The organism is Kitasatospora sp. NPDC015121 (genome assembly GCF_055562955.1).
Genome location: NZ_JBVHEH010000017.1, coordinates 156,397 through 181,713 on the forward strand (window position 1 = coordinate 156,397; position 25,317 = coordinate 181,713).

General features: G+C 72.4%; 23 protein-coding genes. 7 read left to right on the forward strand and 16 right to left on the reverse strand.

The window, feature by feature from the left end; translation table 11 throughout:
* Window positions 1-48: 48 nt before the first annotated feature.
* Entirely contained in the window at window positions 49-1,434 is a 1,386-nt protein-coding gene (locus tag ACZ3J7_RS25905; RefSeq protein ID WP_465625201.1) for a sensor histidine kinase, read from the forward strand.
* Window positions 1,435-1,494: 60 nt separating this feature from the next.
* Here ACZ3J7_RS25905 and ACZ3J7_RS25910 read toward each other — a convergent pair whose 3' ends face one another.
* The 6 genes from ACZ3J7_RS25910 to ACZ3J7_RS25935 form a co-directional block, all read right to left on the reverse strand.
* A complete protein-coding gene (locus ACZ3J7_RS25910; protein WP_465625203.1) occupies window positions 1,495-3,300 on the reverse strand; it encodes a bifunctional metallophosphatase/5'-nucleotidase in 1,806 nt (601 codons plus the stop codon).
* 163 nt (window positions 3,301-3,463) lie between these two features.
* Window positions 3,464-4,810 (reverse strand): ATP-binding protein, encoded by a 1,347-nt coding sequence (locus ACZ3J7_RS25915; RefSeq protein ID WP_465625205.1) that lies wholly within the window; start codon window positions 4,808-4,810, stop codon window positions 3,464-3,466.
* 28 nt (window positions 4,811-4,838) lie between these two features.
* Window positions 4,839-6,413, reverse strand: coding sequence for an SCO6880 family protein (locus ACZ3J7_RS25920; RefSeq protein WP_465625207.1), 1,575 nt, complete (start codon window positions 6,411-6,413; stop codon window positions 4,839-4,841).
* A 7-nt stretch (window positions 6,414-6,420) separates the two neighbouring features.
* Window positions 6,421-7,701 carry a hypothetical protein gene (locus ACZ3J7_RS25925; RefSeq protein WP_465625209.1) on the reverse strand — a complete coding sequence of 427 codons (1,281 nt, stop codon included), beginning with the start codon at window positions 7,699-7,701 and terminating at the stop codon, window positions 6,421-6,423.
* Window positions 7,691-8,512 (reverse strand): hypothetical protein, encoded by an 822-nt coding sequence (locus ACZ3J7_RS25930; protein WP_465625211.1) that lies wholly within the window; start codon window positions 8,510-8,512, stop codon window positions 7,691-7,693. The genes ACZ3J7_RS25925 and ACZ3J7_RS25930 overlap by 11 nt, the downstream gene beginning before the upstream one ends.
* Before the next feature lie 150 nt (window positions 8,513-8,662).
* Window positions 8,663-9,010 carry a hypothetical protein gene (locus ACZ3J7_RS25935; protein ID WP_465625213.1) on the reverse strand — a complete coding sequence of 116 codons (348 nt, stop codon included), beginning with the start codon at window positions 9,008-9,010 and terminating at the stop codon, window positions 8,663-8,665.
* Between the two features lie 250 nt (window positions 9,011-9,260).
* Here ACZ3J7_RS25935 and ACZ3J7_RS25940 point away from each other — a divergent pair, with 250 nt between their 5' ends.
* Window positions 9,261-10,316, forward strand: coding sequence for a C40 family peptidase (locus ACZ3J7_RS25940; protein ID WP_465625214.1), 1,056 nt, complete (start codon window positions 9,261-9,263; stop codon window positions 10,314-10,316).
* Window positions 10,317-10,509: 193 nt separating this feature from the next.
* On the forward strand, window positions 10,510-11,262 hold the full coding sequence (locus tag ACZ3J7_RS25945) for a phosphatase PAP2 family protein (RefSeq protein WP_465625215.1): 753 nt from the start codon (window positions 10,510-10,512) through the stop codon (window positions 11,260-11,262).
* Window positions 11,263-11,297: 35 nt separating this feature from the next.
* On the opposite strand, the gene ACZ3J7_RS25950 is transcribed toward ACZ3J7_RS25945, so the two are convergent.
* The gene (locus tag ACZ3J7_RS25950; RefSeq protein ID WP_465625217.1) at window positions 11,298-11,576 is read right to left on the reverse strand and encodes a hypothetical protein; all 279 of its coding nucleotides are present in this window, start codon (window positions 11,574-11,576) and stop codon (window positions 11,298-11,300) included.
* A 169-nt stretch (window positions 11,577-11,745) separates the two neighbouring features.
* Between ACZ3J7_RS25950 and ACZ3J7_RS25955 the strand changes: the two genes are divergently transcribed.
* Together ACZ3J7_RS25955 and ACZ3J7_RS25960 are read left to right on the forward strand one after the other, a co-directional pair.
* Complete coding sequence (locus ACZ3J7_RS25955) at window positions 11,746-12,576, forward strand: SCO4651 family lipoprotein (protein WP_465625219.1); 831 nt, start codon at window positions 11,746-11,748, stop codon at window positions 12,574-12,576.
* Between the two features lie 124 nt (window positions 12,577-12,700).
* Window positions 12,701-12,877, forward strand: coding sequence for a hypothetical protein (locus ACZ3J7_RS25960; RefSeq protein WP_465625221.1), 177 nt, complete (start codon window positions 12,701-12,703; stop codon window positions 12,875-12,877).
* 75 nt (window positions 12,878-12,952) lie between these two features.
* Here the strand turns inward: ACZ3J7_RS25960 and ACZ3J7_RS25965 are convergent, their stop codons facing one another.
* The gene (locus tag ACZ3J7_RS25965; protein WP_465625223.1) at window positions 12,953-13,333 is read right to left on the reverse strand and encodes a metal-sensitive transcriptional regulator; all 381 of its coding nucleotides are present in this window, start codon (window positions 13,331-13,333) and stop codon (window positions 12,953-12,955) included.
* Between the two features lie 252 nt (window positions 13,334-13,585).
* On the opposite strand from ACZ3J7_RS25965, the gene ACZ3J7_RS25970 reads away from it, so the two are divergent.
* Window positions 13,586-14,206: a DUF47 domain-containing protein gene (locus ACZ3J7_RS25970; RefSeq protein ID WP_014137429.1), complete on the forward strand. Its 621-nt coding sequence runs from the start codon at window positions 13,586-13,588 to the stop codon at window positions 14,204-14,206.
* Between the two features lie 5 nt (window positions 14,207-14,211).
* Window positions 14,212-15,207, forward strand: a complete 996-nt coding sequence (locus tag ACZ3J7_RS25975; protein WP_465625225.1) for an inorganic phosphate transporter — start codon at window positions 14,212-14,214, stop codon at window positions 15,205-15,207.
* A 149-nt stretch (window positions 15,208-15,356) separates the two neighbouring features.
* Here ACZ3J7_RS25975 and pstB read toward each other — a convergent pair whose 3' ends face one another.
* From pstB to mshD, 8 genes are all read right to left on the reverse strand, one after another.
* The gene (gene pstB / locus ACZ3J7_RS25980) at window positions 15,357-16,133 is read right to left on the reverse strand and encodes a phosphate ABC transporter ATP-binding protein PstB (protein ID WP_465625227.1); all 777 of its coding nucleotides are present in this window, start codon (window positions 16,131-16,133) and stop codon (window positions 15,357-15,359) included.
* 41 nt (window positions 16,134-16,174) lie between these two features.
* Window positions 16,175-17,248, reverse strand: a complete 1,074-nt coding sequence (pstA, locus tag ACZ3J7_RS25985; protein ID WP_465625229.1) for a phosphate ABC transporter permease PstA — start codon at window positions 17,246-17,248, stop codon at window positions 16,175-16,177.
* On the reverse strand, window positions 17,245-18,228 hold the full coding sequence (gene pstC, locus ACZ3J7_RS25990; RefSeq protein ID WP_465625231.1) for a phosphate ABC transporter permease subunit PstC: 984 nt from the start codon (window positions 18,226-18,228) through the stop codon (window positions 17,245-17,247). Before pstC ends, pstA begins: the two co-directional genes overlap by 4 nt.
* 168 nt (window positions 18,229-18,396) lie before the next feature.
* On the reverse strand, window positions 18,397-19,539 hold the full coding sequence (gene pstS, locus ACZ3J7_RS25995) for a phosphate ABC transporter substrate-binding protein PstS (RefSeq protein ID WP_465625232.1): 1,143 nt from the start codon (window positions 19,537-19,539) through the stop codon (window positions 18,397-18,399).
* 245 nt (window positions 19,540-19,784) lie between these two features.
* Entirely contained in the window at window positions 19,785-20,291 is a 507-nt protein-coding gene (locus ACZ3J7_RS26000) for an NUDIX hydrolase (protein WP_465625234.1), read from the reverse strand.
* A gap of 38 nt (window positions 20,292-20,329) precedes the next feature.
* Complete coding sequence (locus ACZ3J7_RS26005; protein ID WP_465625236.1) at window positions 20,330-21,400, reverse strand: CHAD domain-containing protein; 1,071 nt, start codon at window positions 21,398-21,400, stop codon at window positions 20,330-20,332.
* Window positions 21,401-21,492: 92 nt separating this feature from the next.
* On the reverse strand, window positions 21,493-23,925 hold the full coding sequence (locus tag ACZ3J7_RS26010; protein ID WP_465625238.1) for an RNA degradosome polyphosphate kinase: 2,433 nt from the start codon (window positions 23,923-23,925) through the stop codon (window positions 21,493-21,495).
* A gap of 285 nt (window positions 23,926-24,210) precedes the next feature.
* A complete protein-coding gene (mshD, locus tag ACZ3J7_RS26015; protein ID WP_465625240.1) occupies window positions 24,211-25,131 on the reverse strand; it encodes a mycothiol synthase in 921 nt (306 codons plus the stop codon).
* Window positions 25,132-25,317 lie beyond the last annotated feature (186 nt).

A 25,317-nucleotide genomic window follows, 5' to 3' on the forward strand; every position in this document is an offset into this window, starting at 1 on the left:
CGGCTCACGGGGTGGTTCCGCGGCAGGTCGCTGCGGAGCAGGCTGGCCATGCTCACCGCCGCCGCGGTGGCGGTGGCGATCGCGGTGGTGGCGGTGGCCTGCTGGCTGATCGTCCGGAACACGCTGTACGGGCAGGTGCAGCAGTCGCTGAAGGACGCCGAGCCGCCGGGGGCGCCGAACCAGTCGCGGGTGGCCTGCGCCTCCACCCCGGCGTCCGCGCTGGCGAAGGCGGCCACGGCGGCGGACGGGCGGCTGCCCTTTCACCAGAACAAGTACGACAACCAGTTCATCGTTGCCGATGGGACGGTCTGCTTCCCCCCGCAGTCGAACAAGATCATCCAGTACACCGGCGACGACTTCACCGCGTCCACCGGCAAACCGGTCTACCGCGAGGGCAGCTACACCGACGGCACCCCCGCGATGGTCCGGGTCTGGGGCGGCTCGACCACCGTCGACGGCAAACCGGCCGTCCTGCTCACCGCCCTCCCCACCCAGGACGTCGAGGACTCGCTGCGCAGCCTCGCCTTCCTGATGGCCGGCGTCGCCGGGCTGGGCGTGGTCGGCGCGGGCGTCGCCGGGCGGGTCGTCGCCCGGTCCGCGCTGAAGCCGGTCGACCAGCTGACCGGCGTGGTCGAGCACATCGCCCGGACCGAGGAGGTCGGCACCACCATCCCGGTCCACGGGAAGGACGAGATCGCCCGGCTGTCCACCTCGTTCAACTCGATGTCGACCGCGCTGGCCAACTCCCGGGAGCGGCAGACCCGGCTGATCGCCGACGCGGGCCACGAGCTGCGCACCCCGCTCACCTCGCTGCGGACCAACGTCGACCTGCTGATCCGCTCGGACGCGCAGGGGCGGGCGCTGCCGCCGGAGACCCGGGCCCGGATGCTGGGGAACATGAAGGCGCAGATGCAGGAGCTGACCGTGCTGATCGGCGACCTGCTGCAGCTGTCCCGGCCGGACACGCCGAACCCGGAGGCGGTGCGGACGGTGGTGCCGTTCCACGAGACGGTCGCCCGGGCGCTGGAGCGGGGCCGGCTGCGCGGTCCGGCGCTGGTCTTCGACACCGACGTGCGGCCCTGGTACGTGCACGGGGACCCGGCGGCGCTGGAGCGGGCGGTGATCAACCTGCTGGACAACGCGGTGAAGTACTCGCCGCCCGCCGGGACGGTCGAAGTCGCCCTGCGGGAGGGGCGGTTGACGGTCCGGGACCACGGCCCCGGCATCCCGGCGGACGAACTGCCGTACGTGTTCGACCGGTTCTGGCGCTCGCCGTCCTCCCGGCAGCTGCCGGGCTCGGGCCTGGGCCTGTCGATCGTCGCACAGACCGTCCGGGACGCCGGCGGGCAGGTCGCGCTGGGCCCGGCCCCGGACGGCGGGGCGGGGACGCGGGCGGTGCTGGTGCTGCCGGGGCAGCCGGACGACCCGCGCTGAGACGCGCCGGAGGGCGGGACACCCGGTGGTGTCCCGCCCTCCGCGCGGGGCGGTGCGCGGTCAGCCCGCCTTGACCACCGGGACGACGGTGATCCGGTCCGCGGCCGGCGGCGCGAGCGGGGCGCTCGCCGAGCTGTGGGCGGTCAGGTAGGTGTTGAAGACGTCCAGGTCGGAGGCGCCGACCAGCTTGTCGGTGCCGGCCGCGAAGGCCGGGAAGCCGTCACCGCCGCCCGCCAGGAACTCGTTCGCGGCGACCCGGTAGCGCGCGGCCGGGTCGACCGGCGCGCCGTTCAGCCGGATCGAGTCGACGACGACGCGGGCCGCGCCGACCTGGTTCAGGTCGAGCGTGTAGTGCAGGTTGTTCGAGATCTGCAGGACCTTCGGGGAGGCCTCGTTGGGGCCGGAGACCTGCTGCTGCAGCACCTGCACCAGCTGGGCGCCGGTCAGCGTCTTGACCTGCATCATGTTGGTGAACGGCTGGACGGCGAACACCTCGCCGTAGGTCACCACGCCGTCGCCCTCGGCGCCACTGGCCTTGTACACCAGGTCGCTGCGGATGCCGCCGGGGTTCATGAACGCCACCTGCGCGCCGCCCTTGTCGGCGGGCGCCAGGCCGGCCAGCTGGGCGTCGGCGATCAGGTCGCCGAGCGGCTTCTCCAGCGCGCTGGAGCCGCGGCCGTTGATGTCGGCGGTGATGTAGCCGGTGGCCCGGTTGGAGATCGGCGCGGCCAGCGTCCGGTACCGGTCGATCAGCGCGGTCAGGTCCGGCGCCTTCGGCAGGTCGCGGCGCACCACGTGGTTGGCGGCGGTGACCGACGGGCGGACGATGGCGCCGGTGCGCTTGTCCAGCTTCAGGTTGATCTCGGTGTACAGCCGGCCGAACGAGGCGGCGCTGGTCACCGAGCGGGGCACGCCGTTCGGGTCCGGGATGGTGCAGGCGTACGAGTTGTGGGTGTGGCCGGTGACGATCGCCCCGACGGCCGGGTCGATCTGCTTGGCGATGTCCACGATCGGGCCGGAGATGCCCGCGCCGGCCGCGCCGCAGTCGTAGTTGTACACGCTGCTGGCGGGCAGGCCGCCCTCGTGGATCAGCGCCACGATCGAGTTGACGCCCTGCTTCTTCAGCTCGGCGGCGTACCTGTTGACCGTGGCGACCTCGTTGCCGAACTTGAGGCCCTTGACGCCCTCGGCGGTGACGATGTTCGGGGTGCCCTCCAGGGTCACGCCGATGAAGCCGACCTTGACGCCGCGGACGTTCTTCACCCAGTACGGCTTGAGGATCGGCTTGCCGGTCTTCTCGCTGGTGACGTTCGCCGCCAGGTACGGGAAGTCGGCGCCCTCGAAGGTGCGGCCCTCCTCGTAGCAGCCGTCGGTCGGGTGGCAGCCGCCCTTCTGCATGCGCAGCAGCTCGGCCGAGCCCTCGTCGAACTCGTGGTTGCCCACCGAGGTGACGTCCAGGCCGATCTCGTTCAGCGCCTCGACGGTCGGCTCGTCGTGGAACAGGCCCGAGATGAGCGGGCTGGCGCCGATCAGGTCGCCCGCGGCGACGGTCAGGCTGTTGCGGTGGCCCTCGCGGGCCTGGCGCAGCGCGGTGGCCAGGTACTCGGCGCCGCCGGCCGGGGTCGCGACGGTCTTGCCGGTGGCCGGGTCGATCTCGGTGATCGTGCCCGAGGAACCGGCCGGGGGCTCCAGGTTGCCGTGCAGGTCGTTGATGGCGAGGAGCTGCAGGTCCTCGTACGTGGGCTTGCCGTGGCCCCGGCCGTGGGCCTCGGCGGTGGCCGGCAGGGCCATCGTGCCGAACAGGGCGGCGGCCGCGGCGACCGCGAGGGCGGTCGAACGGCGGCCGGTGGAACCGGAAATGGGCATGGGTGTCCCCTGGACCGTCGGGGCCGCGGCAGCGCGGCCTGGCGTTGTCAGGGTGCAGCCTAGGGTCAACGCGCGTAGCTGTCAGGAACCTGCGAGTAACGAGCTGGTATCCACGGCCTGACGAATCGCCCGCCCGACCCCGGCCGGGCCCTCCCGTCCGGGGTCAGATCCGCGGCTGCGCCGCCAGCTGCTGGTCGGCCCGGTCCCGCTCGGCCACCGCGTCCTCGGTCATCGCGCGGTCGGTGTACACCAGCGGCTTCTCGGCCTCGGTGATGATGTGCTTGACCACCTGCACGTTGCCGTTGACGTCCCACACCGCGATGCCCGGCGACAACGTCGGGATGATCTCCACCGCCCAGCGCGGCAGGCCCAGCACCCGGCCGGTGGCTCTCGCCTCGTCGGCCTTCTGCATGTAGATCGTCCGGGTCGAGGCCATCTTCAGGATCGCCGAGGCCTCCTTCGCCGCCGCCCCGTCCACCACGTCCGACAGGTGGTGCACCACCGCGACGAAGGACAGGCCCAGCCGGCGGCCGAACTTCAGCAACCGCTGGAACAGCTGCGCCACGAACGGGCTGTTGATGATGTGCCAGGCCTCCTCGACCAGGAAGATCCGCTTCACCCGGTCCGGCCGCAGCCAGGTGTGCTCCAGCCACACCCCGACGATCGCCATCAGGATCGGCATCGCGATCGAGTTCCGGTCGATGTGCGACAGGTCGAAGACGATCAGCGGCGCGTCCAGGTCGATGCCCGCCGAGGTCGGCCCGTCGAACATGCCCCGCAGGTCGCCGTCGACCAGCCGGTCCAGCACCAGCGCCACGTCCAGGCCCCAGGACTGCACCTCGCCGACCTGCACGCCCAGCGACTCCACCGCCGACAGGTCGGGGCTGCGCAGCGTGTCGATGATGTCGTTCAGCACCGGCTGGCGGTCCTTCACCGTCGCCGTCACGTACGCGTGCGCGGCCTTCAGCGCGAAGCCGGCCCGCTCCTCCAGGCCGCGGCCCATCGCCACCTCGATGATGGTGCGCAGCAGCGACAGCTGGCCGGTGGTGGTGATCGCCGGGTCCAGCGGGTTCAGCTTCACCCCGCCGTCCCGGGCCGCCAGCGGGTCCAGCCGGATGGACTTTATCCCCAGCGCGTTCGCGATCAGGTTCCACTCGCCGACGCCGTCCTCGCCCTGCGCGTCCAGCACCACCACCTGGCGGTCGCGGAACCTCAACTGCCGCAGCACGTACGTCTTCTCCAACGCCGACTTGCCGTTGCCGGACTCCCCCAGCACCAGCCAGTGCGGGGCCGGCAGCTGCTGGCCGTACAGCTGGAACGGGTCGTAGACGTAGCCCTTGCCGCTGTACACCTCGCGGCCGATGATCACCCCGGAGTCGCCCAGCCCGGGCGCCGCCGTCGGCAGGTACACCGCCTGCGCCTGGCCGCTGGAGGTGCGCACCGGCAGCCGGGTGGTCTCCACCCGGCCGAACAGGGTGCTGGTGAAGGCATCGGTCAGCTTGCCGAGCATCGACGGTCCTCCGGGTGGGTCAGCGGGGTCAGCGGCGGATGCCGGTGGCGAACGGCAGGGTGTTGGCGAACGCCCGGTGGTGCTCGCGGTCGCACCACTCCAGCTTCAGGTAGCTCTTGCCCGCCGACGCCCGGATGGTGCGCTTGTCCCGGGCCAGCGCCTCCGGACTGCGCGAGGACACCGTCAGGTAGCCGACCAGGTTCACCCCGGCCGCGCCGGACGCCAGGTCGTCGCCGCGCTGGTCCACCCGGCCGGTGTGCGCCAGGTCGCGCGGGTCCACCGTGCGGTTCATCTTCGCCGCCCGGCTGGCCTCCGCCTCGTCGTTGGTCTTCTCGGTCAGCATCCGCTCGATCGCGACGTCGGTCGGCTCCAGGTCCATGGTCACCGCGACCGTCCGGATCACGTCCGGCGTGTGCACCAGCAGCGGCGCCAGGAAGTTCACCCCGACCGGGGTCAGCGGCCACTCCTTGATCCACGCGGTGGCGTGGCACCACGGCTCCCGGGTCGCCGCCTCGCGGGTCTTCGCCTGCAGGTACTGCGGGTGCGTGGCGTCCAGCTCGGCCGGCCAGGCGTTGCGCCGGCTCATCGCCTGGATGTGGTCGATCGGGTGGTCCGGGTCGTACATCGAGTGGATCAGCGACGCCAGCCGGGCCTGCCCCAGCGGCTGCCGCACCCGGATGTCCGCCTCCGCCAACCGCGCGCAGATGTCGGTCAGTTCGCGCGCCATCACGGTCGCCAGACCGTCGTCGCTGCGGTCCCGCTTCGCGTCGTCCCGCCCGTACGCGGTGCGCCCCATCGCGTGCGCCTCGGCCGCCAGGTCCCGGGTGTAGTGCATGCAGGCCACCAGGTACGCCCGGTGCTGCTCCGAGGAGGTCGACACCATCGACTGCAACTGGTCGTAGCTCTCCTGCAGCCAGCGCGGCGCCGCGTGGTCGCCGCGCCGCTCCACGTCCTTGGCGTGCGCGTCCGGGTCGGCCGGCAGCGTCCGGGCCAGGATCTGCAGCCGGGTCACGAAGCCGTCGCCGTTGGCCACGTGCTTGAGCAGCGTCCCGAACCGGTCGACCAGCGCCTCCTGGTCCTCCGAGTCGCGCAGGCCCACGCCCGGGCCCTCGATCTCGATCGCCGCCGTCACCGTCCGGCGCTCCAGGTGCATCAGCACCGCGACCTCGTCCGGCCCGAACGGCGCGGACAGCCAGCGCAGCCGCCCCACCCCCGGCGGCGGGCCGACCTCCACCTCGCGGCCGTCCAGCCGGGTGCCCGCCTCGTGCACGTCCGGCCGCCAGACCGCCCGGCCGCTGCGCACCGTCCGCCGGTACGTCCGGTTGATCTCCGCCCACTTGTAGAACGTCCGCCGCCGGTACGGCACGTACACCGCCATGATCGCCAGCAGCGGGAAGCCCACCAGGCCGGCGATCCGCAGCGGCAACAGGCTCGGGACCAGCCCCCACACCATGCCCAGGCCCGCGCCGGCGATGATCAGCACGATCTCGCCGTTCTCCCGGTTGCGCCCGATCGGCGCGTTCGGACGCGCCTTGCCGATCAGGTAACTGCGGCGCTGATGGGCGTACTGGGTGCCGTACTGGCCGAGCTGTTCGCTGCTCATCTCCCCGTCACCCTCCCTTCGGGTTGTTGACCGGAGCCTGGACCTGGGCCTGCGCGGGCGGCGCCGCCGCCCGCGGCGGGTTCGCCGGACGGGAGGCGTGCGCCGCGATGCCCGCGCCCGCCCCGCCGCCGCCGGCCGGGGCGCCGCCACCGCCGCCCGCGCCCTCCGCGCCGCCGCGCGAACCGTGCGTCGAGATGCCCTGCTTCACGAAGTTCGCCGGACCGTTGATCATCGCGCTGCCGGCCTGCACCGCGCCCGCCCGGGCCCGCCGCATCGCCATCAGCTCGTCGCCGAAGCCCGGCACGAACCGGTACACCGCCGCGCTCGCGAAGATCGACAGGAACAGGATCGCCAACCCCGCCAGCACCCGGCCGAAGTCGTCGTCCGCCCCCGCGCCGGTCGCCACCGCGCCCGCCAGCCCCAGGATGACCACCACGATCGGCTTCGCCAGGTCCACCGCCAGCATCATCGCGGCCCACCGGCGGACGTGCTTCCACATCTGCTTGTCCACCAGCCCCGCGTACACCGCCGTCCCCAGCAGCGCGCCCACGTACAGCATCGCCGCCCGGATCACCAGCTCCACCCAGAGCACCGCCGCGGCCAGCACCGCCACCAGCGACACCAGGATCAGGATCAGCGGGCCGCCGCCCATGGTGCCCTTCTCCAACGTGTCCGCGAACCCGCCCAGGTACGTGCCGGTGTCCGACTTCGTCCCCGACGCGATCGCGTCCGTCAGCCCGTCGGTCACCGTCACCACGGTGTACAGGATCAACGGCGTGAACGCCGAGGCGATCACCGTCAGCCACAGGTACCCGACCGCCTCGCCGAACGCCTGCCCCAGCGCCGCCCCGCGCACCGCCCGCTTCGTCACCGCCAGCAGCCACAGCACCAGCGTGATCACCGTCGAGACCGCGAACACCACCGCGTACTGCTGCAGGAACGCCGCGTTCGTGAAGTCGACCTTCGTCGTCCCGTCGATCGCCCCCGACAACTGCCGCACCACCCAGGCCGCCGCCTGCGCACACCCCTTCGCCAACGACCCCAACGGATCCGTCACCCCGGACACCGCCCCGCTCCCGGGGATCACGGTGGCCCCGGGCGGAGCGCACAGCTTGTCGGCACCCGGCACCGGCACGTCCACCGTGCAAGAGGGCTGGGGAGTGGGCGACGGGGTCGCGGCGGTGGCCGCCCTGACCACCGCCAGGAGCGCCGTCTGGAGCGAAGCGGTCGCCCCGGCCAGGACGGCGACACGACGGCCGAGACCTCTGCCCGCTCCGTCAGCGCGCATAGCGGAAACCTCCGAATTGCTGGACGGCACCCGTGATCTCCTCCGAGGTCGCGGCCTGTTGGTCAGCGGGCAACGGGGCCGGGCCTGCCTTCCGGCTGTAATCGATGATCTTCCAGTCGTTGCCGGTCCAACGCATCGTGATGTCGAGCGTGTACCAGCTCGCGGTGACCGGGATCTCCGAGGTCTTACCGGTCAGCCCCACCAGCGAATTGCACCAGACGTCCACCTTCGTCCCGGTGTCCGAGTAGTTCAGCAGGTCGGTGCCGATCGGGATGGCGCGACTGATGAACGTCAGGTTCGCCGGCGCCCTGCCCTGCGCGTCGAGCCCGTAGCGGGCGTTGGTCTCCGGGGTGAAGGCCTGGTCGAGGCGGGTCTGCAGGGTCTGGACGGCGGTGGGGTCGGCGATGGTGGTGAGGACGGTGCGGCGGGAGTCGGCGCGGAACATGTCGGTGGAGCCGAGCGCCACCGCGTAGTTGGCGGCGGCGGACTGCGCGCCCTGGTCGGTGTGCGGGTAGCCGGTGCCGATGCCGTTGACCGTGGTGCCGACGGGCTGCTGCCCGCTGGCGGCGGTGCGGTCGGGGGAGGCGGTGGCGCCGCCGGCGGCGCGGTCGCCGGAGGTGGTGGCGGCGCCGCGGTCGACGGGGGCCTTGTCGCGGTTGGCGACGGCGACGGCGACGACCAGCAGGGTGACGATGCCGAGGACGGTCAGGAGGGTGCGCAGCGGTCTGGCCGGCCGGCCGCTCGCGGGGGCGTTCTGTTCGGCGACCGGTAGCCGCGTACGGGTGTGCGGCTGGTCGTCGGACAACGGCACGGGGCCCTCCTGGTGGGCGCCGCCGCGCGGGGCGTGCGCGGCGGCGTGACGGGTGCTCGGCGTGAGCGTGCGGTGGGAAGCGGGTCGGCGGGGGAGGCGGTGACGGACGGGTGGTGGACCGGCGCCGCCGGGGCGGCGGTTGTCCGATCGTCAGATGGCCATGCCGTACACAATGGTGAACAGGGTGCCGAGCGAACCGATGATGAACACGCCGGTCAGGCCGGCGACGATCAGCCCCTTGCCCTGTTCGGCGCTGAAGGTGTCGCGCATCGCGGTGGCGCCGATCCGCTGCTTGGCCGCGCCCCAGATGGCGATGGCGAGGCAGACCAGGATCGCCACGGCCATCACGACCTGGACCATCACCCGGGCCGAGGAGCCGAGGGTGGCGAACGGGCCCCAGTCGGGGGCGATCCCGCCGATGATGGTGTCGATGTCGGCCTTCTTGGGCGGGTCCTCCGCCAAGTGCCGGATCACTGTGCTGTCCACGTTCAGGTCCATCCCATCTCACCGCCCGATCAGGAAAATTCAAGGCCCCGGACCACGGTCGAGCGAAGGGGCAGGTCCTATTCTTGGCCGGATCCGACGCCGACTTGGCTGCTTCTCGCGGATTGCTCGTGGCTGGCCGGACGCCTCCGCCAGGATGTCCGGTGGCTACAAGGATACTTCCCGCCCCTGGTATCTGTGATGATTGCACCGGGCAATTGCGTAACAGGACATGGCCGCTGACGTTCCGTCGGGATGGTGCTTGATGGTGCTCCGGAAGGCTCGGGTGGCAGGGGCCGCCTCGGCGGTGGTGGTGATCGGTTTCGTGGGCGTCGTGACGGTCGGGACGTACGCGGCCAGCGGGGTCCCGGGGCAGTCCGCCGCGCGGCCCGGGCTCTCCGGGCGGACGGTGCCGGCCGCGTACCAGGCGCACATCCAGCGGTGGGGCGAGCTCTGCGCGGAGATCTCCGCGCCGGTGCTGGCCGCCCAGCTCTACCAGGAGAGCGGCTTCGACCCGGGGGCGAGGAGTCCGGTCGGGGCGATGGGCATGGCCCAGTTCATGCCGGGCAGCTGGGACGCCTTCAGCGTCGACGGCGACGGCGACGGCAAGCGGGACGTCTGGAACCCGCTCGACGCGATCGCCTCCGCCGCGAGCTACGACTGCCTGCTGGCCAAGCAGGTCGCCAACGTCCCCGGCGACCGGCAGGCGAACATGCTGGCCGCCTACAACGCGGGCCCGGGCGCGGTCTCCAAGTACCGGGGGATCCCGCCGTACAAGGAGACCCAGGGGTACGTCCGCAGCATCCAGACCCTGGCGAAGTCCTTCACCGCGCCGGCCGACCCGGGCGTGCAGCTGGCGCTGTCCAAGGAGGCCGCCGGGGCGATCTGGTTCGCGCAGAGCAAGCTGGGCACCGACTACCTGTGGGGCGGCACCGGGCAGGAGTGGGAGAACGGGCGGTTCGACTGCTCGGGCCTGACCAAGGTCGCGTACGAGAGCGTCGGCATCGAGCTGCCCCGGGTGGCCAACGACCAGTGGTACGCCGGGCCGCACCCCTCGCGGGACCAACTCCGTCCGGGCGACCTGGTGTTCTTCGCCAACGACCTGGACGACCCGCGGACCATCCACCACGTCGGGATCTACGTCGGCGGCGGCTACATGATCGACGCGCCGCACACCGGCGCCAAGGTCCGCTACGACACCATCGACCAGCGGGACTACATCGGCGCGACCCGGGTCACCCCGGACGGCGCGGCCGCGCTGCCCAACCGGAACCTGGGCGACGGCACCATCACCCGGGGCGAGGCGCCGAAGACCGACTGACCGGGTCCGGAACCGGTCCGGACCGGCCCGGCATGTGCACGCCCGGTGGACGGTCAGTCAATTTTGCATAACGGTGCGTTTCCACGGAAACCGCGGCGCCCTTGATCGCGTTGACTCAGGAGGCTGCCGGTCGTCCGCACCCGGAAGCACCACGACCTGGGACCACTGCGGAGAGCCGACAGGGAGGTGCGGCGTGCCGACGCTGCTCGCCGACGCCGGAACCGCTTCGAGCGACCCCGACCTCGGGCTGCTCAAGGCCGTCAACGGCCTGGCCGCCGACGCCCCCGGCTGGCTGGACTCGCTGGTCGCCTGGACGGCCGAGTACGGCGTCCTGCTCGGCCTGGCCGCGGTCGGCCTGGCCGCCTGGCTGTCCGCCCGCCGCCGCCCGGACGCGCCGGTCGCGGTGGCCGGCGTGCTGTGGGCGCCGATCGCCGTCGCCGTCGCCGAGCTCGCCAACCTGCCGATCTCGAAGCTCGTCGACCGGCCCCGCCCGTTCGTCACCCACCCCGAGCTGGACGTCCTGGTGCCCGGCAAGGAGGACACCCTCTCCTTCGTCAGCGACCACTCGGCGATGTCCATGGGCATCGCCGTCGCGCTGTTCCTGGTCAACCGCAGGCTCGGCCTGGTCGCCGGGGCGCTCGCCCTGCTGCAGGGCTTCTGCCGGCTGTTCGTCGGCGTGCACTACCCGACCGACGTGCTCGGCGGCTACGCGCTGGCCACCGCCGTGGTGCTGCTGCTCGCGCCGATCGCGATGGCCGTCCTGGTGCCGTTGTGCCACGCGCTGTCCCGGACCGCGCTGCGGCCGCTGGTGGCGGCCCGGGTACCCGCCGACGGCTCCGGCGGGCGCCGGCCGGCCGGGTCGGGCGCCCGCCGCTCGGGCCGCCGGGCCGGCCGGGACCGGGGCCGCGAGCCGGAACGGGACCGCGAGTCGGACCTGGCGGCCTGAGCCCGGCAGCACCGGGGCCCGGGGCCCGGGGGGGGTCAACCCGCCCGCGCCACCGGTCCGGCCGTCTCCGCGAGGTGGTCCGCCGCGTCCCGCCGGGACTTGTCGCGGGAGCGCCGGGCCGGGGCGAACCAGCCGCAGGCGCACTGCGCGAAGCTGAACGAGCCGCGTTCCACCACCTCCACCCGGTGTCCGTCCGGGCGGCCGCTCGTGCGGTCGGTGTGATCGGTGCGGCCGCTCGTGCGGTCGGTGGTGCGGCCGGTCGTGTGGTCGGCCGCCAATGCCCTGCCGAAGGCCCCTGCGCGCTGTTCTGCCACACCTTTCACCGTATCCCGGCCCGGCGGACCGGCCTCCGGTCCGTTCGGTGAACAACGGCGTAACCTTCCGCGCCCCGGCTCGTTTGCCTGGCAGGCGCTCCGCCCATCCGGGGTGGTTGCTCGCCGGGTCATCCCGGGTCGTCCGGGGCCCGAGGGGGTTGTCGAAGAAGTGAAGACGCTCAACCGCGCCGCCGCCGCGGCCCTGCTCGTCACCGTGCTGTCGGCCTGCGGCGGCGGTGGTCAGGAGCGGCCGGGTTCGGCCGACCAGCTGTCCGGGGACCCGCTGACGGCGGTCCGTTCGGCGGCCGACATCACCGGCCGCACCGGCTCGGCCCGGGCGACCACCGAGCTGGTCACCGAGTCCGCCGACAAGAGGGCGGTCTTCCACGGCGGCGGGGGCTACGACTACGTGAAGCGGATCGGCCGGCTGGAGATCGACGTCCCGCCCGGCGCCGCCACCACCGGGAAGATCACCGAGGTGGTGCTGCCCGGCACGGTGTACCTGCAGAACAGCGGCGCGAAGATCCCCGAGGGCAAGTGGGTCAAGCTGGACGTGCGCCAGCTCCCGGACGGCAACCTGGTCAGCTCCGGCGCCACCGACCCGGCCACCGCGGCGGGCGCGCTGCGCGGCGCGCTGCACGCCGAGCTGGTGGGCACCGAGACGGCGGACGGGGTGGAGCTCAAGCACTACAAGGGCACCCTCGACCTGGCGAAGGCCGCCGACGCGACCGGCGGCCGGGGGGCGGACGGCCTGCGGATGGCCGCCCAGACCTTCACCGCGAAGGAGGTCCCGTTCGAGGCCTGGCTGGACGGCCAGGGCCGGCTGCACAAGGTGGTGGAGAACTTCGCCTTCGCCGGGGTGGCCGGTTCGACCGCGCCGAAGGACCAGGTCAAGGTGGTCTCCACGCTGTCGCTGAGCGAGTTCGGCAAGCCGGTGGAGGCCGCCGAGCCCGCCGCCGCCGACATCTACTCGATGAAGGCCACCCCCTCGCCGAAGTGACCGGCGGAGCGCCGGGCCCACCCGTTTCGGACGGCAGAGATGGCCCGTCCGTGCCATGTGGCCCGGCCCGCCGCTCCCTACGCTGGTACGGGGCGGGCACGGCCGGGCGGCGGAAGGGGTGGAGATGGCATCCGGGGACAGCGGCACCGGCGGCCACGACAGAACCGCGCTGGACGAGATCGACCTGACCGGCGAGCTGATGATCGCCGCCTCGGCCAGCCGCGCGGAACGGCTGGCCGCCGAGCAGATCGACGAGGTCCTGCTGGCCCGCCGCGATCCGGCCACGGACGGACCGGACTGACGGACGGACCGGACTGACAGGCGGGGCGGGCTGACGGGCGGGGCGGACTGACGCCGCGTCGGTCGGGCGCTCGGGTCAGGTGCGCAGCAGCCGGGCGATGGCCGCGCTGGCCTCGGCGACCTTGGCGTTCAGTTCCTCGCCGCCGTCCTCGGCGGCCGCGGCGGCGGCCACGCAGTGCCGCAGGTGCTCCTCCAGCAGGGAGAGCGCGAAGGACTGCAGGGCCTTGGTGGAGGCGGAGACCTGGGTGAGGATGTCGATGCAGTAGACGTCCTCGTCGACCATCCGCTGCAGGCCGCGGATCTGGCCCTCGATCCGGCGCAGCCGCTTGAGGTGCGCCTCCTTCTCGCCGCTGTAGCCGTGCGGCCCGGCACCCGGGGAGGCGCCGTGGCAGGCGGCCGCCGGTGCGCTGTCGGTGGCCGGCGCGGTGCCGGCGCTCGGGGTGTCGATGGTGGTCATCCGGTCCGCCCTCGTGGTCTCGGTGCTCGGCCCGCCCCCAGCCTACGGCCGGGAGGTGCCCCCGGATCCAACAAGCGGCACCGGCCTGGTGTTCCGCCGTCCGGGCGTCAGGTCAGAGATCCCCGTGCAGAGCGGGAGCAAACCGGCGTGTCGTGGGACACACTTAGGGCGCGCGTCGGCAACCCCGTGTTCAGGTGAGGGGGGCGTGCGCCTAGCATCGTCAAGTACCGACCCCGCACATCGGAGATTTCCGTGCGTTTTAGCCTGACCCCGAAGGAGACGAGCTTCTACGACATGTTCGCCGCAGCAGCGGAGAACCTCGTCGTCGGATCGAAGCTCCTGCTGGAACTACTGGGCTCGGACGTGTCAGCCCGCGCGGAGATCGTCGAGCGCATGCGCGCCGCCGAGCACGCCGGCGACGACACCACCCATGCGATCTTCCACCAGCTGAACTCCTCGTTCATCACCCCGTTCGACCGGGAGGACATCTACAACCTGGCCTCCTCGCTGGACGACATCATGGACTTCATGGAGGAGGCCGTCGACCTGGTCGTGCTGTACGACATCGAGACCCTCCCGAAGGGCATCGAGCAGCAGATCGAGGTGCTGGCCCGGGCCGCCGAGCTGACCGCGGAGGCGATGCCCAACCTGCGGTCGATGTCGAACCTCACCGAGTACTGGATCGAGGTCAACCGGCTGGAGAACCAGGCGGACCAGATCCACCGCAAGCTGCTGGCCCACCTGTTCTCCGGCCAGTACGAGGCGATCGAGGTGCTGAAGCTCAAGCAGGTCGTGGACGTCCTCGAAGAGGCCGCCGACGCGTTCGAGCACGTGGCCAACACGGTGGAGACCATCGCCGTCAAGGAGTCCTGACCTCCGTGGACATGGCAGCACTGATCGTCGTCATCGGCGTCGCTTTCTTCTTCACGTACACGAACGGCTTCCACGACTCGGCGAACGCGATCGCCACCTCGGTCTCCACCCGGGCGCTGACCCCGCGGGCGGCCCTGGCGATGGCCGCGGTGATGAACCTGGCCGGCGCGTTCCTCGGCAGCGGGGTGGCCAAGACCGTCTCCAAGGGGATCATCGAGACCCCGACCGGCAGCAAGGGCATGGCGATCCTGTTCTCGGCCCTGGTCGGGGCGATCGCCTGGAACCTGGTGACCTGGTACTTCGGCCTGCCGTCCTCCTCCTCGCACGCGCTGTTCGGCGGCATGGTGGGCGCGGCGCTGGCGGGTGGCATCGGGGTGGTCTGGCACGGCGTGGTCGACAAGATCATCGTTCCGATGATCGTCTCGCCGGTGGTCGGCCTGGTCGGCGGCTTCCTGGTGATGCTGGCGATCCTGTGGATCTTCCGGCGGGCCAACCCGCACAAGGCCAAGCGCAACTTCCGGGTGGCGCAGACCGCTTCGGCGGCCGCGATGGCGCTGGCGCACGGCCTGCAGGACGCCCAGAAGACCATGGGCATCGTGGTGATGGCCCTGGTCATCTCCGGCCACCAGACCGGCAACGGCATCCCGATCTGGGTGAAGATCTCCTGCGCCACGATGCTCTCGCTGGGCACCTACGCGGGCGGCTGGCGGATCATGCGCACCCTCGGCCGGAAGATCATCGAGCTGGACCCGCCGCAGGGCTTCGCCGCCGAGGCCACCGCCTCCGCGGTGATGTACACGACCTCGTTCGTCTACGCGGCGCCGATCTCCACCACCCACGTGATCACCTCGGCGATCATGGGCGTGGGCGCCACCAAGCGGGTCCGCGCGGTCCGCTGGGGGGTGGCGAAGAACATCGTGCTGGGCTGGTTCATCACCATGCCGGCCGCGGCGGTCGTGGCCGCCGCGATGTTCGGGATCGTGAACCTGCTGGTCCTCTGACCCGGCGCGGGACCGGGAGGACCGACGAGAACGGCGGAAGGGCCCGCCCCCACAGCACGGGGGCGGGCCCTTCCTCTTTCTGACTCCGCGGCGGCACCGCCATGCAGCGCCGCGGAGCAGTCGGGTGGGGCCCCGGGGGGCCGGGTCGGTCAGCCGAAGCGGCCGGAGATGTAGTCCTCGGTGGCCTGGACCGACGGGTTGGAGAAGATCCGCTGGGTGTCGTCCAGCTCGACCAGCTTGCCGGGCTGGCCGACGCCCGCCAGGTTGAAGAAGGCGGTGCGGTCGGAGACCCGGGCCGCCTGCTGCATGTTGTGGGTCACGATCACGATGGTGAACTGCGACTTCAGCTCGCCGATCAGGTCCTCGATGGCGAGGGTGGAGATCGGGTCGAGGGCCGAGCAGGGCTCGTCCATCAGCAGCACCTCGGGCTCGACGGCGATCGCCCGGGCGATGCACAGGCGCTGCTGCTGGCCGCCGGACAGGCCCGCACCGGGCTTGCCCAGGCGGTCCTTGACCTCGTTCCACAGGTTGGCGCCCTGCAGGGAGCGCTCCACCACCCCGTCCAGCACGGACTTCTTCTTCACGCCGGCCAGCTTGAGGCCCGCCACCACGTTGTCGTAGATCGACATGGTGGGGAACGGGTTGGGGCGCTGGAACACCATGCCGACCGAGCGGCGGACGGCGACCGAGTCGACGTGGGCGCCGTACAGGTTCTCGTCGTCCAGCATCACCTTGCCCTCGACCCGGGCGCCGGGGATCACCTCGTGCATCCGGTTGAGGGTGCGCAGGAAGGTGGACTTGCCGCAGCCCGAGGGGCCGATGAAGGCGGTCACCGAGCGGGGCTCGATGGTCATCGAGATGTCCTCGATGGCGCGGGTGGAGCCGTAGTAGGCGGACAGTCCGCTGACGTCGATGCGCTTGGCCATGGTCTTTCGTCTTCTCTCGTCTGTTCGAACGTCAGTCGGTGTCAGTGCCCGCCCTTGGGCGAGCGCCACCGCGCGATGCCCCGGGCGATGAGGTTGAGACCCATCACGAACGCGATCAGCACCAGGGCCGCACCCCAGGCGCGCTGGTAGCCGTAGTCGTTGTTGATCTGCGAGTACTGCTGCCAGATGTAGAGCGGCAGCGACTGCTGCGGTCCGTTGAAGGGGTCGCTGTTGATGAAGTCGGCACCGAAGACCAGCATCATCACGGGGGCGGTCTCGCCGGTGATGCGGGCGACGGCCAGCATGACACCCGTGGTGATGCCGCCCACGGCCGTGGGGAGGACGATCCGCAGGATGGTCTTCCACCTCGGCACACCGAGGGCGTACGAGGCCTCGCGCAGCTCGTTCGGGACGAGCTTGAGCATCTCCTCGGTCGAGCGGACCACCACCGGCATCATCAGGATGGCCAGCGCGAGGCTGCCCGAGAAGCCGGAGTACTGGAAGCCCAGGGCGATGTTCCAGAGCGAGAGGACGAACAGGCCGGCGACGACCGACGGGATGCCGGTCATGACGTCGACGAAGAAGGTGACCGCCTTGGCGAGCCGGCCGCGGCCGTACTCCACCAGGTAGACGGCGGTGAGCAGGCCGATCGGGGCGGCGATCAGGGTGGCGAGCAGGACCTGCTCGATGGTGCCGATGATCGCGTGGTAGATGCCGCCGTCCGGGCTGAGGGTGGCGGCGATGCCCTTCATCGAGTGGGTGAGGAACTCGGGGGTGATCGCGTCGATGCCCTGCTGGACGGTGTAGAAGGTCAGGGCGACCAGCGGCACCACGGCGCAGATGAAGGAGACCCAGACCAGCGAGGTGGCGAACCGGTCCCGGGCCTGGCGGCGGCCCTCGACCGCGGCCGAGACGGTGTAGCTGACCACCAGGAACAGCAGCGCCGAGATCAGGCCCCACTGCAGGTGGCTCTCCAGCCCGGCGGCGGCGCCCACGCCGCAGCCGACCGCGATCGAGGCGAGGGCGATGCCGGCCGGCGCCCAGCGGGGCAGCCGGGCCGCGGTGAGCCGGTGGCTCAGCTGCGGGGCGGCGTCGGTGACGATGACGGCACTCATGCGGCGGCCCCCGAGTACTCCTTGCGACGGGCGATGATCATGCGGGCCGCGCCGTTCACCAGCAGGGTGATGACGAACAGGACCAGGCCGGAGGCCATCAGGGCGTCCCGGCCCAGCGGCTGGGCCTCGTTGAACTTGAGCGCGATGTTCTGCGCGAAGGTGCCGCCGCCCGGGTCGAGCAGGTGCAGCGACAGCTGGCTGTTGGTGGACAGCACGGTGGCGACGGCGATGGTCTCGCCGAGCGCGCGGCCCAGGCCGAGCATCGACGCGGAGATGATGCCGGGGCGGCCGAACGGCAGCACCGCGGTGCGGATCATCTCCCAGCGGGTCGCGCCGAGCGCGAGCGCCGCCTCCTCGTGCATCCGCGGGACCTGCCGGAACACCTCGCGGGTGACCGCGGTGATGATCGGCAGCACCATGATGGCGAGCAGGATGCCGACCGTGAACAGGTTGCGCGGCGGGACGCCGGTGCTGGACTGGTCGAAGACGTACGTCCAGCCGAGGTACTGGTCCATCCAGCTGGTCAGGCCGTCCATGTGCGGGACGAGGAACAGCACGCCCCACAGGCCGTAGACGATGGACGGCACGGCGGCCAGCAGGTCGACCAGGTAGGCGAAGGGCTGGGCGATCCGGCGCGGCGCGTAGTGCGAGATGAACAGCGCGATGCCGACCGAGATCGGGACCGCGATGACCATCGCGATCAACGCGCTGACCAGTGTGCCGAAGGTGAGGACCGCGATGCCGAAGACCGGCTTGACGCCGTCCGGCGCCCACTCGAAGGTGGTGAGGAAGTTGCCCTCGTTCTTGCCCAGGGCGAGGAAGGAGCGGTAGGCCAGGAAGCCTGCGATGGCGGCCATGATGACCAGCAGCAGGATGCCCGAGCCCCGCGAGAGGTTGAAGAACACGCTGTCGCCGCGGCGGCTGTCGCCCCGGCCCCGTCGAGTCCGTCCCCGCGCGTCGGCGGGGGGTGCAGAAGTCATGATCGTTTACTCCGGTCTGGCGGCGCTGCCCCGCGGAGGGCGGCACCTTGGCGGCGGTGCCCCGGACGTTCAGTGGTGGTTGGTGCGGTACCGCGTTCCGACGAGCAGCCCGGCCGGGCGGCCCCTCCCCCCTCCTTGGGGGGCCGCCCGGCCGGTCGTCGTTCAGGCTCAGGCGAGGGCGTCGACCTGGGTCTTGACCTTGGCCGCGAGCTCGGCCGGCAGCGGCACGTAGCCGACCGCGCCGATGGCCTGCTGGCCGGCGTCGCTGACGGTGTAGTTCAGGAAGGACTTCAGGACCGGCAGGCTGTCGGCCTTGTTGCCCTTGTCGCAGACGACCTCGTAGGTGACCAGGGTCAGCGGGTAGTTGCCCTCGGCCTTGGTCGCGTAGTCGATGTCCAGGGTCAGGTCCGCGCCGGTGCCGGTGATCTTCGCGGCGGCCAGGGTCGCGGCGGCGTTGGCGGCGGTGGCCTCGACCGGCTTGGAGGCGCCGGTGTTGATCGCGGCGCTGTTCAGCTTGTTGGTCTGGGCGTAGGAGAGCTCGACGTAGGAGATCGAGTTCTTGACCTGCTTCACCTGGGCCGCGACACCGGCGGAGCCGTTCGCGGACTGGCCGCCCTGGCCCGCCCAGGTCTTCGACGCCGGGTACTTCCAGGCACCGGCGCCGGCCTTCGCCAGGTAGCCGGTCAGGTTGGCGGTGGTGCCGGAGTCGTCCGAGCGGTGGATCGCCTGGATGTCGGCGGCCGGCAGGTTGACGCCCGCGTTCAGGGCGGCGATCGCCGGGTCGTTCCACTTGGTGATCTGCGCGTCGAAGATCTTCGCCAGGGTCGGGCCGTCCAGGACCAGCTTGTCGACACCCTCGACGTTGAAGACGATCGAGATCAGGCCGCCGACCATCGGGAGGTCGATCGCCTGGCCGCCGGTGCAGACGGTCTTCGAGGTCTCGACCTCGGCCGGCTTGAGGGCCGAGTCGGTGCCCGCGAAGGCGATCTTGCCCTGGTTGAACTGGGTGACACCGGCACCGGAGCCGCCGCCGCCGTAGGTCAGCGTGGCGCTGGAGCAGGCGGCGCTGTACGCGGCCTTCCAGACGTCGATCGCCGGGGTCTGCGCGGTGGAACCCGCGGCCAGCAGCGCGCCGCCCTTGTCCGCACAGGTGATCTTGGCAGCGGCGGGAGCGGAGCCACCCGAAGCCGAGGAACCGGCGTTGGTCTTCGAGGTGTTGTCGTCCGTGCCGCAAGCCGAGAGCGACAGCGTGGAGACGAGCGCGACGGCACCGATGGCGAGGGCCTTGGAGCGGCCGTTCCGCAGGTTCACTGGGTGTCCCTTTCTGAGGCAATGCCGGTCTCGGAACGACCGGTTTTGCTGTGGTCCGGGGCCCTTCCGGCCCTCCGGTAACCCAGAAGTTAGGCAGGACAGGTGACGCGTCAGCCCGTCGCAAATGAACGGGGAGTGAACCTCGAAGGGACGTCAGGAAACTGCGGCCGGTAGTAACGGTTGCGTCACGGTGGGGGCGCGGACAGATCACCCGCACGACCTGGGCGAACCACCCGGACGGCCGCTCAGCCCAGCAGCAGCTCCAGCAGCGCGTCCACCAGCACCCGGTCCCGCGGGTGGGTCAGCCGCTCCCGGGCCCGCTTCGGCGGCAGCCACTCCAGCCGGTCGACCTCCCGGTTGGGCCGGAACGCGCCGCCCGTCGGCACCGCCGACCAGTACCGGACCTCCTTCGGCCGGCCGTGCGCCAGGTAGTGCTGGGCCGGCAGCTCCGGCCCCAGCACGCAGCGCATCCCGGTCTCCTCCAGCACCTCGCGCAGCGCCGCCGCCCGCCAGCCCTCGCCCGGGTCGAGCTTGCCCTTCGGCAGGCTCCAGTCGTCGTACTTGGGCCGGTGCACCAGCGCGATCCGCGGCTTCTTCCGCCCCCGGCCGCCCTTCTTCGGCGGCCCCGGCACCCACAGCACCGCACCCGCCGCCAGCACCGTGGAACGGGAACCCGCCGCCGGACGCCGGTCCGGACGGGGACCGCCCGACCGGGCCTGGCCTCGGTCGGGCGGGGAGGAACGATCGGGCATCAGCGGTACGCGGTCCGTCCGGACGGGGAACGAGGGGCTCAGGCCGGCAGCACCGCCGCCGGGCCGGCCAGCCCGGGCACCACCCCCGGCCACTGGCGCCCGAAAGCGTACCGGGCCGACTCCACCTCCAAACGCTGGTCCGCGTGCACCACGCCCAGCACGTACGCCGTCGCCGGGGTGATCCGCGGCGTGCGCGCCGCCGTCGCCACCGTCGCCGCCGCGTCCGAGGCCTCCTGGTGCCGGGCCAGCACCCCGTCCAGCTCCCGCAGGCCCTCACCCGGCGCCCCGCACACCTCCAGCGCGTACCTGGCCCGCTTCACCAGGATCCGGGCCCGCAGCCACGGCGCGTCGTCCGCCGCCAGCGCCGCGTCCGCGTCCGCCGCCGACCTGGCCGCCGGCACCCCGGCCGGCTCCACCGGCGGCTCCGCCGACCCCAGCCGGTGCAGCCCCGCCCCGCCGTACGCCTGCGCCGCGCGCCGCCACGGCAGCCGCTCGCCCGCGCCCAGCAGCGCCGCCAGCGCCGCCGAGGCCCTCGGCAGCAGCGCCGCCGCCGGCTCGGCCGGGGCCACCAGCGGCACCTCGCCCGCCAGCAGCGTCATCCGGTCCGCCAGCGCGTGCAGCCGGGCCGAGCGCAGCTCCTGCAGCAGCGCGGTGTGCGCCCTGGTCCGGGCCAGCGTCAGCTGCCGCTCCAGCAGCGCCCGGGCCTTCGGCGCGCCCGCGTGCCCCGCCAGCATGCCCGCCCCGTCCGGCGAGGTGTCGGCCAGCGAGTCCAGCGCGCCCAGCAGCCGGGTCGCCCGCCGCTGGTAGCCCGGCTCCTGGGCCAGCAGGTTCAGCAGCCAGCGCAGCTCGGTGCGGGACTCCTGCGCCCACTGCGGGTCGAACGCCGCCGCGAAGGTGTGCAGCGCCCCGCCGACCCGGCGCACCGCCCGCAGCAGGTCGTCCGCGGCCCGCGCCGACGCCGGCAGCGCCCCCGGTCTGGACCCCGCCTCGCCGACCGCCTGCGGCAGGGCGCGCAGGAACGCGCCCGCCTGGGCGGTCAGGTAGCCGGCAAGGACCTCCCCGGCGGTCGCGGCGCGCGCCACCGGGGCCGTCGTCGGCGCATCGGTCATGGCTGTGGCTCTCCCCGATTCCCTCCCTGGGCCTGCCCCAGGGGTGCAGTCCGCCCGCGCCGGGGTCCTTCCCGGCGCGGGCGGGGTGCCGCTCAGCGCGCGGCGGCGGAGCCGCGGTTGCGGCGGCGCGAGTCGATCAGCAGGTCCTGGACGTGGCGCAGCGGCCGTCCCTCGGCGTCCTGCGCGTGCCGGGTCCAGGTGCCGTCGGCGCCCAGGTGCCAGGAGTCGGTCTCGTCCGAGACGCCGAGCTCCAGCAGCCCGTTCAGCTCGGACCGGTGGGCCGGGTCGGTGACCCGCACCAGCGCCTCGATCCGGCGGTCCAGGTTGCGGTGCATCATGTCGGCGCTGCCGATCCACACCTCCGGGTCGCCGCCGTTGCCGAACACGAACACCCGGGAGTGCTCCAGGAACCGCCCCAGGATCGACCGCACCCGGATGTTCTCGCTCAGCCCCGGCACGCCCGGCCGGATCGCGCAGATGCCGCGCACCCACACGTCCACCGGCACGCCCGCCCGCGAGGCCCGGTACAGCGCGTCGACGACCACCTCGTCGACGATCGAGTTGACCTTGATCCGGACGAAGGCCGGCCGCCCGGCCCGGTGGTGCGCGATCTCCCCGTTGATCCGCGCCACCAGCCCGTCCCGCAGCCCGCGCGGCGCGGTCAGCAGCCGCCGGTACGACTCGCGCCGCGAGTAGCCCGACAGCCGGTTGAACAGGTCGCTCAGGTCGGCCCCGACCTGCGGGTCCGCCGTCAGCAGGCCCAGGTCCTCGTACAGCCGGGCCGTCTTCGGGTGGTAGTTGCCGGTGCCGACGTGCGAGTACCGGCGCAGCGTGTCGCCCTCCTGGCGGACCACCAGCGACAGCTTGCAGTGCGTCTTCAGCCCGACCAGGCCGTACACCACGTGGCAGCCGGACTCCTCCAGCTTCCGGGCCCACTTGATGTTCGCCTGCTCGTCGAACCGCGCCTTGATCTCCACCAGCACCAGCACCTGCTTGCCGGACTCCGCCGCGTCGATCAGCGCGTCCACGATCGGCGAGTCGCCGGAGGTGCGGTACAGCGTCTGCTTGATCGCCAGCACGTGCGGGTCGGCGGCGGCCTGCTCCAGGAACGCCTGCACCGAGGTGGAGAACGAGTCGTACGGGTGGTGCAGCAGCACGTCCCGCTCGCGCATCGCCCCGAAGATGTCCGGCAGCGTCGCCGACTCCACGTCGGTCAGCCCGCGCGCGGTGCCCGCCACGAACTTCGGGTACTTCAGCTCCGGCCGGTCCAGTTCGGCGATCCCGAACAGCCCGGTCAGGTCCAGCGGCCCGGGCAGCGGGAAGACCTCCGCCTCGGTGATGTTCAGCTCCCGCACCAGCAGGTCCAGGATGTACGGGTCGATCGACTCCTCGACCTCCAGGCGCACCGGCGGGCCGAAGCGGCGCCGCATCAGCTCCTTCTCCAGCGCCTTCAGGATGTTCTCGGTGTCGTCCTCCTCCACCTCCAGGTCCTCGTTGCGGGTGACCCGGAACGCGTGGTGGGCGAGCACCTCCATCCCCGGGAACAGCTCCTCCAGGTGCGCCCCCATCACGTCCTCCAGCGGCACGTACCGCTGCGGGGACGCCTCCAGGAACCGCGACAGCGACTGCGGCACCTTCACCCGGGCGAAGTGCTTGTGCCCCGACACCGGGTTGCGCACCACCACCGCCAGGTTCAGCGACAGCCCCGATATGTACGGGAACGGGTGCGCCGGGTCGACCGCCAGCGGCGTCAGCACGGGGAAGATCTGCTGCCGGAACAGCGTGTGCAGCCGGGCCTGCTCGGCCTCCGCCAGGTCCGGCCAGCGCACCAGCTCGACGCCCTCGGCCGCCAGGTCCGGCAGCACCTCCTGCTGGAAGGTCGCCGCGTGCCGGGCCATCAGCTCGCGCGAACGCCGCCATATCTGGTCCAGCACCTCGCGCGGCTGCAGGCCGGACGCCGAGCGCTGCGCCACCCCGGTGGCGATCCGGCGCTTGAGGCCGGCCACCCGCACCATGAAGAACTCGTCCAGGTTGGACGCGAAGATCGCCAGGAACTTCGCCCGCTCCAGCAGCGGGATCTCCGGGTCCTCGGCGAGCTCCAGCACCCGCTCGTTGAACGCCAGCCAGCTGCGCTCGCGGTCCAGGAAGCGGCCCTGCGGCAGCTCCCCCTCGTCCGCGCCGCCGGCCGACGTGCCCGCCGCCGGGCCCGCGGCGAAGGCCGCCGACACCGCGGCGGGCAGCGCCGTCGCGGCGCGCGGCGACTCGGCCTCGGCCGGCTCCTTGGCCTCGGGCTTCGCCCCGGTCCTGGGCTCGACCGCCTTGCCCTTGCCGCCGCGGACCGGCACCGGGCGCGGCTTCGCGTCCTTCGCGGCGTCCTTGTCCTTCACGGTGTCCTTCGCGGTGTCCTTCGGGGCGACGGCCCTGGAGCCGGCACCGGACCTCACGCCCGACCGGACGGCCGGCTTCTGCTCGCTGCTGCGCTCGGCCGGATCGGCCGAGTCGGAGACGGGGCGGGGGATGCTCATCGGTTCCAGCTCCTCCTGCAGGACGCGCTCCCAGTGGGGCGAAGGGCATGACTCCGCCGGTCGCTCGTCCTCGTCGAACCACGTCCACCCGCCCGGGGAGGCCGGAACCCGCCCGGCCGGGCGGTGGGTGGAGCGGTGACGCGGACGGGGCAATACGGACGACATTCTGTGATCTTCGCGGCGCCAATTGAATCCACGGTAAACACCGCATGGCCAGGAGGAAAGCTGAGTCCGTCACCCCCGTGGCCGCTAGCGGACGCCCCCTTCCGCCCGCGCCCGACCGGCTCAGCGCTGCCCGGAAGGCGTCCACCGGTACATCAGGTCGACCTCGTGGACCGCGAAGCCGAGCCGCTCGTAGACCCGGACGGCCGCCGCGTTGTCCGCGTCCACGTACAGCATCACCGTCGGCAGGCCGCGTTCCAGGATCAGGTGCCGCAGGCCCGCCGCCGTCAACGCCTTCCCCAGGCCATTACCCTGTTCCGCCGGATCCACCCCCACCACGTAGACCTCGCCGAGCCCGTCCGGCTGGACCTTCGTCCAGTGGAAGCCCACCAGCCGGCCGTCCCGCTCGGCCAGGAAGAAGCCCTTCGGGTCGAACCACGGCTCGGCGATCCGCTCCGCCAGGTCGCGTCCGGTCCAGGCACCCTGCTCCGGGTGGTGCGCGAACGCCAGCGCGTTCAGCGCCAGCCAGGCCGCCTCGTCCCGGCCCGGCTCGAACGTCCGCAGCTCGACGCCCGCGGGCAGCGCCACCGCGTCCGGCGCCGCCTCGGTGCGCCGCATCTGCCGCAGCTCGCGCACCAGCACCGCGCCGTGACGCTCGGCCAGGTGCCGGGCGGCCGGCAGCCCGCCGTGCGCCCAGAAGTCCAACCCGCCCGCACCCTCGGCCAGCACCGCGTCCACCAGCGCGCCGCCCAGGCCCCGGCCGCGCTCGGCCGGGGCCACCGTCAGCTCCACGGTGCCGGGCCGCTCGCCCTCCAGCTGCGCGTAGCCCACCACCGCGCCGTCCACCGACTGCACCAGGTGCCGCACCCCCGCGCGCGGGTCGTCCGGCCGGACCCGCAGCCGACCGGCCTCCGACACCGCCTCCCGCCCGTCCGCCGCGGCCGCCGCCGCGAGCAGCTCCCGCACCTCCCCGGCCTGCCCCGGCGCCAACGCCTCGACCCGCTCGATCCGGCCCGCACCTGACGTGTTCTCAGAAGTCCGCATGCCTGCGAGCGTACGTTCTCCGGCCGGTTTTCCGTACGGACGCCGAGCGATCAGGCCGGGCCGCCGGCGCCGGAACCGGCTGCGACGGCCGCTGACCGGAATTCCCCCGGGAACGCGAGAAAGCCCCCTGACATCCCGTCAGGGGGCTTTCTCCGAAAGATTGTTCGGCGGCGTCCTACTCTCCCA

What these genes read in the sequence shown, in the direction of transcription:
- ACZ3J7_RS25905 (WP_465625201.1), top strand. Translation starts at nt 49, where the DNA reads ATGCTCACCGCCGCCGCGGTGGCGGTGGCGATCGCGGTGGTGGCGGTG.
- ACZ3J7_RS25910 (WP_465625203.1), bottom strand. Translation starts at nt 3,300, where the DNA reads ATGCCCATTTCCGGTTCCACCGGCCGCCGTTCGACCGCCCTCGCGGTC.
- ACZ3J7_RS25915 (WP_465625205.1), bottom strand. Translation starts at nt 4,810, where the DNA reads ATGCTCGGCAAGCTGACCGATGCCTTCACCAGCACCCTGTTCGGCCGG.
- ACZ3J7_RS25920 (WP_465625207.1), bottom strand. Translation starts at nt 6,413, where the DNA reads ATGAGCAGCGAACAGCTCGGCCAGTACGGCACCCAGTACGCCCATCAG.
- ACZ3J7_RS25925 (WP_465625209.1), bottom strand. Translation starts at nt 7,701, where the DNA reads ATGCGCGCTGACGGAGCGGGCAGAGGTCTCGGCCGTCGTGTCGCCGTC.
- ACZ3J7_RS25935 (WP_465625213.1), bottom strand. Translation starts at nt 9,010, where the DNA reads ATGGACCTGAACGTGGACAGCACAGTGATCCGGCACTTGGCGGAGGAC.
- ACZ3J7_RS25940 (WP_465625214.1), top strand. Translation starts at nt 9,261, where the DNA reads ATGGTGCTCCGGAAGGCTCGGGTGGCAGGGGCCGCCTCGGCGGTGGTG.
- ACZ3J7_RS25960 (WP_465625221.1), top strand. Translation starts at nt 12,701, where the DNA reads ATGGCATCCGGGGACAGCGGCACCGGCGGCCACGACAGAACCGCGCTG.
- ACZ3J7_RS25965 (WP_465625223.1), bottom strand. Translation starts at nt 13,333, where the DNA reads ATGACCACCATCGACACCCCGAGCGCCGGCACCGCGCCGGCCACCGAC.
- pstB (WP_465625227.1), bottom strand. Translation starts at nt 16,133, where the DNA reads ATGGCCAAGCGCATCGACGTCAGCGGACTGTCCGCCTACTACGGCTCC.
- pstA (WP_465625229.1), bottom strand. Translation starts at nt 17,248, where the DNA reads ATGAGTGCCGTCATCGTCACCGACGCCGCCCCGCAGCTGAGCCACCGG.
- pstC (WP_465625231.1), bottom strand. Translation starts at nt 18,228, where the DNA reads ATGACTTCTGCACCCCCCGCCGACGCGCGGGGACGGACTCGACGGGGC.
- ACZ3J7_RS26000 (WP_465625234.1), bottom strand. Translation starts at nt 20,291, where the DNA reads ATGCCCGATCGTTCCTCCCCGCCCGACCGAGGCCAGGCCCGGTCGGGC.
- ACZ3J7_RS26005 (WP_465625236.1), bottom strand. Translation starts at nt 21,400, where the DNA reads ATGACCGATGCGCCGACGACGGCCCCGGTGGCGCGCGCCGCGACCGCC.
- ACZ3J7_RS26010 (WP_465625238.1), bottom strand. Translation starts at nt 23,925, where the DNA reads ATGAGCATCCCCCGCCCCGTCTCCGACTCGGCCGATCCGGCCGAGCGC.
- mshD (WP_465625240.1), bottom strand. Translation starts at nt 25,131, where the DNA reads ATGCGGACTTCTGAGAACACGTCAGGTGCGGGCCGGATCGAGCGGGTC.